The organism is Pseudovibrio sp. W74 (assembly GCF_001623085.1).
Lineage (GTDB): Bacteria > Pseudomonadota > Alphaproteobacteria > Rhizobiales > Stappiaceae > Pseudovibrio.
On sequence record NZ_LMCJ01000050.1, the window covers coordinates 118,270 to 122,061 of the forward strand.

Annotated in this window: 2 protein-coding genes; one reads left to right on the plus strand and one right to left on the minus strand. The window is 45.9% G+C overall.

The window, feature by feature from the left end:
• The first annotated feature begins 744 nt into the window (after positions 1 to 744).
• Complete coding sequence (locus PsW74_RS21925) at positions 745 to 2,670, plus strand: M10 family metallopeptidase (protein ID WP_193777977.1); 1,926 nt, start codon at positions 745 to 747, stop codon at positions 2,668 to 2,670.
• Positions 2,671 to 3,474: 804 nt separating this feature from the next.
• Here PsW74_RS21925 and PsW74_RS21930 read toward each other — a convergent pair.
• Positions 3,475 to 3,792 (minus strand): LysR substrate-binding domain-containing protein (locus PsW74_RS21930; RefSeq protein ID WP_208988102.1); only part of this gene is annotated, 318 nt, incomplete at its 5' end.

Below are 3,792 nucleotides of genomic sequence, written 5' to 3' on the forward strand. Positions count from 1 at the left end.
TCCACCAATCCCGCTAATTTATCCCCGCCCTGAGCACGGTATTACTCATTAGCACTGTGACCTTTGCGTAGGAAAAGGAAGTGGTCTCGGAAACTCCGAAAGACTACAATCCAGACTGCCTCACTATTGATGGAAACGCTCTAATCGCCGGTAATGGCCCGTCGTCTCTCAAAACATTACTCGCATAGTTAGGCTTTCGCACCTGCAGCAAAGTTTAGAATTGCCGAATGATTGCAGTATTACCGATCTTAATCCGTCCATTAACTGTTTAAGAACAGCGTAATTAGCCTAACAAATCAGGGTGTTTGTGGTTACTCGGCAAAGTTCTCTTATTGTTCTTAACGATGGCAAAATATACTGCCGTGCGTCCACTGGGCCTATCTCTGATGGAATTTTCGATACCGAGCAGATTTAAGTAAAAATATGAAAATATGGCTATATTATGTGTAAATAATTTTTATAATGGAGCATAAGATTTATTCAGTGCAACTCCTAGAAATCGACATAAATGGTAATTTTTAGATTATATATCTATAATATCAATTAGATAATGTTGATTAGATTAGTAATTAGAAGTCAAGTGCATTTGAAATAAATACTTAATTATACTTGCCTCTATTTGATTTAAGTTTATATTATGTTTTGTGGACAAAATTATCATGGGAAAAAACACTAATTAGAGTTGTTTGTTACTGATCGATGCTCAATTTTACTTCTGTAGTTGAAGTAAAAAATGAGGGTAAGATGCATTACAGTTATTCGGGCTCTTCTAGCCGTTATAAGTACAATCCTTATGGCTATTATCCCTACAAATGGACTTCACCTGGCGATGAATGGCGTGATGCCCCATTTAGTCGCTCCACACCATATACAATTGATGCGGGCGAGAGCTTTGTTGGAAGATTGAGCTACCGCGGTGATCGTGATGCTGTGGCAATCGAGCTTGAAGAAGGTAAAGAGTACACAGTTTCCCTAAAAGGAACCGGGTATTACGGTGTTCGCAACACTGTCCTTACGCTTTATGATAGTGATGGTAACCGTATTGCCTTTGATGACGATAGTGGAGAAGGACGTAATTCTGAGATCACGTTTACGGCCACTTCCAGCGGCAAGTTTTATATTGGGGCTTCTTCCTTTGGTAACCGTTATACTGGCAGCTATAAGATTGACGTAATCGAAAATGCCAGTCCAGTAGATCCAGACCCTGTGGAACCAGATCCGGTAGATCCGGACCCTGTGGACCCAGATCCGGTAGATCCGGACCCTGTGGACCCAGATCCTGTGGACCCAGATCCTGTAGACCCAGATCCTGTAGATCCGGACCCTGTGAACCCAGATCCTGTGGACCCAGATCCTGTAGACCCAGACCCTGTAGATCCGGATCCTGTAGATCCAGACCCTGTAGACCCAGATCCTGTGGACCCAGACCCTGTAGATCCGGATCCTGTAGATCCAGATCCGGTAGTTCCCCAGCCAACCTCCGACCCTGAGATCGTTGTGCCTGAAGGGCACTTTACCAATGATCAAATCGCTAACCAGCTCACTGATGTAGCTTGGCGCAGTGGCCGTCGTGCATTTGATGTGGAACCAGGTGGCACGATCACGGTAAACCTAACAAGCTTGAACAGTGATGGTCAGGCTCTCGCGATCAAAGCTCTTGATGCTTGGTCGATGACTACCGGCATCAACTTTGAGCAGGCGAATTCTGGCGCACAAATCACCTTCAGTGATGATAGAAGCGGTGCTTACTCAAGCTCCCGCGCATATGGCGGCACCATTCAGTCATCAATTGTAAACGTAAGCACTTCATGGTTGAAGAACAGTGGAACCAGCCTGGATTCCTATTCATTCCAGACTTACATCCATGAAATCGGCCATGCTCTCGGCCTGGGGCATGCTGGCAACTACAACGGCAGCGCACGCTATGGTGTAGACAATCACTATGCGAACGATTCTTGGCAGGGCACAGTTATGTCCTACTTCTCTCAAAACGAGAACTCTGCTGTGGACGCTAGCTATGCCTATGTCGTTACGCCAATGATTGCTGACATTCTTGCAATGCAGGATCTCTATGGTACCGCTGATAACATTCGCAGTGGTGATACCGTTTATGGCGAAAACTCAACCGCTGGCGGTTACTATGATGATCTGGCGGATCTAAACCGGGTAACCTACACGATCTCTGACAGTGGAGGGCAGGACACTCTCAACTTTAGTTCTGTGCGTGCTGATCAGAAAATCTCGCTGTTGGCAGAAACCTATTCTGATGTGAATGGTTACAAAGGCAATCTAGCCATCATGCGCGATACAGTGATTGAAACTGCCTATGCAGGGTCAGGCAACGACACGCTGATCGGTAACTTTGCCGACAACGCTCTTTATGGCAATGCTGGTCATGATCGTCTTGAAGGCGGTTTTGGCAACGACATGCTTTCCGGAGGTTCCGGAAATGACAGGTTTGTATTCGATACCAATTGGGGTGCTGATGAAATCATCGACTTCGAAGATGGCTTTGATCTAATTGAATTCAAAAACAATATCGATAGCTTCAACGACCTGAACATCTCCGGGAAGGATGGTGATACCATCATTTCTTATGAGGGTAGCTCCATCACCCTTTCAGACGTTGCCGTGAGCAACATCACGGCAGATGACTTCATGTTCGCGTGATAACCAACATGGAATAACCCGTGTCTGCGGGTTATTCCAAACCGAAAGCATTTAAACGTTTGGAGCAATCGCATATACAGATCCCTTTTTGGGGGAATGCCTCAAACTTTTATATGCTCTCCACCACGCAGAGTTTAATCAGAAAGAAGACGCACTTGCAGAAAGATGGGGCTAAACGTAGCGGAGATCATTCATCAACAACATGCAAGGAGTGATTAATCATAAAGTTTAGAGCTCAAAGTTGATCTGACTGAAGGTGATATTGCAGCGTCGCCCTCTGGTTTGATTTTGAAGTTCTGCATGCCAATTCTGGTCAATACCTCCACGCTTAATTCTTGTGCTCTTTCTTAAACAGCTGCAGGTCGGTAAACATACTTCAAAAGCTAACTTCCAACTGCTGCTGAGTTTGGGAGAGAACTTGCATCCATTTAGAACACCTACCAACCTTGGTAGAACCGCTCGAAAGTCCGCTTCTGGCCCTGTTTGCATAGATATGCGAGCGTATGTAGCGGTGTGACCATAGCTGCCATTCGCTTAATGACAGAGCAGCCTTTACAGAGCGTGATGTCGACTTAGGGTTGGCTTTAATCCGCTTGGCTCTGAGGGCCACAAGCAGCCATTCGGCTGGTTCCACCAAGGGTTGAGATTGCTAGCAGCAAGTCCTCTCATTCGGCTTGATAAATAACCCTTCATAACCCTTGAGTACACTAGTGTGGAGTGCGTCGTGCGAAGCGAACCAAAGACTGCACGTGTGACCAATAGTAGGGAGCACTTATATGAAATCTCGTCAATACATTCATCAAACTAAGCAGTTTGCAGAGCACTCGTCTTTTGTAAATAACACAGCAAGTAATCAATGAAGCGCTGCGCCAGTGGATTTTCTTCCTGTGCGGACAAATAACTTAAGACGCTAGTTACTGGTAGCCCTGGTAGGGCGCTCTCAATCACGGGAATGTCCTCCAGCAATGCAGAGGCCGGTAGAATGGAAACTCCAAGCCCTACTTTTATGGCGGACTGTACAGCCTGAATGGAGTTCGCAGTGATTGAGATCTTCCAGTCAGAGGCCATGGCTTCCATGGCAGAGATTGCTATAGCGCGATAGCTGCATGGTTCCTGCATCAA

Coding starts and splice junctions, on each gene's coding strand:
- PsW74_RS21925 (WP_193777977.1), top strand. CDS start 745: ATGCATTACAGTTATTCGGGCTCTTCTAGCCGTTATAAGTACAATCCT.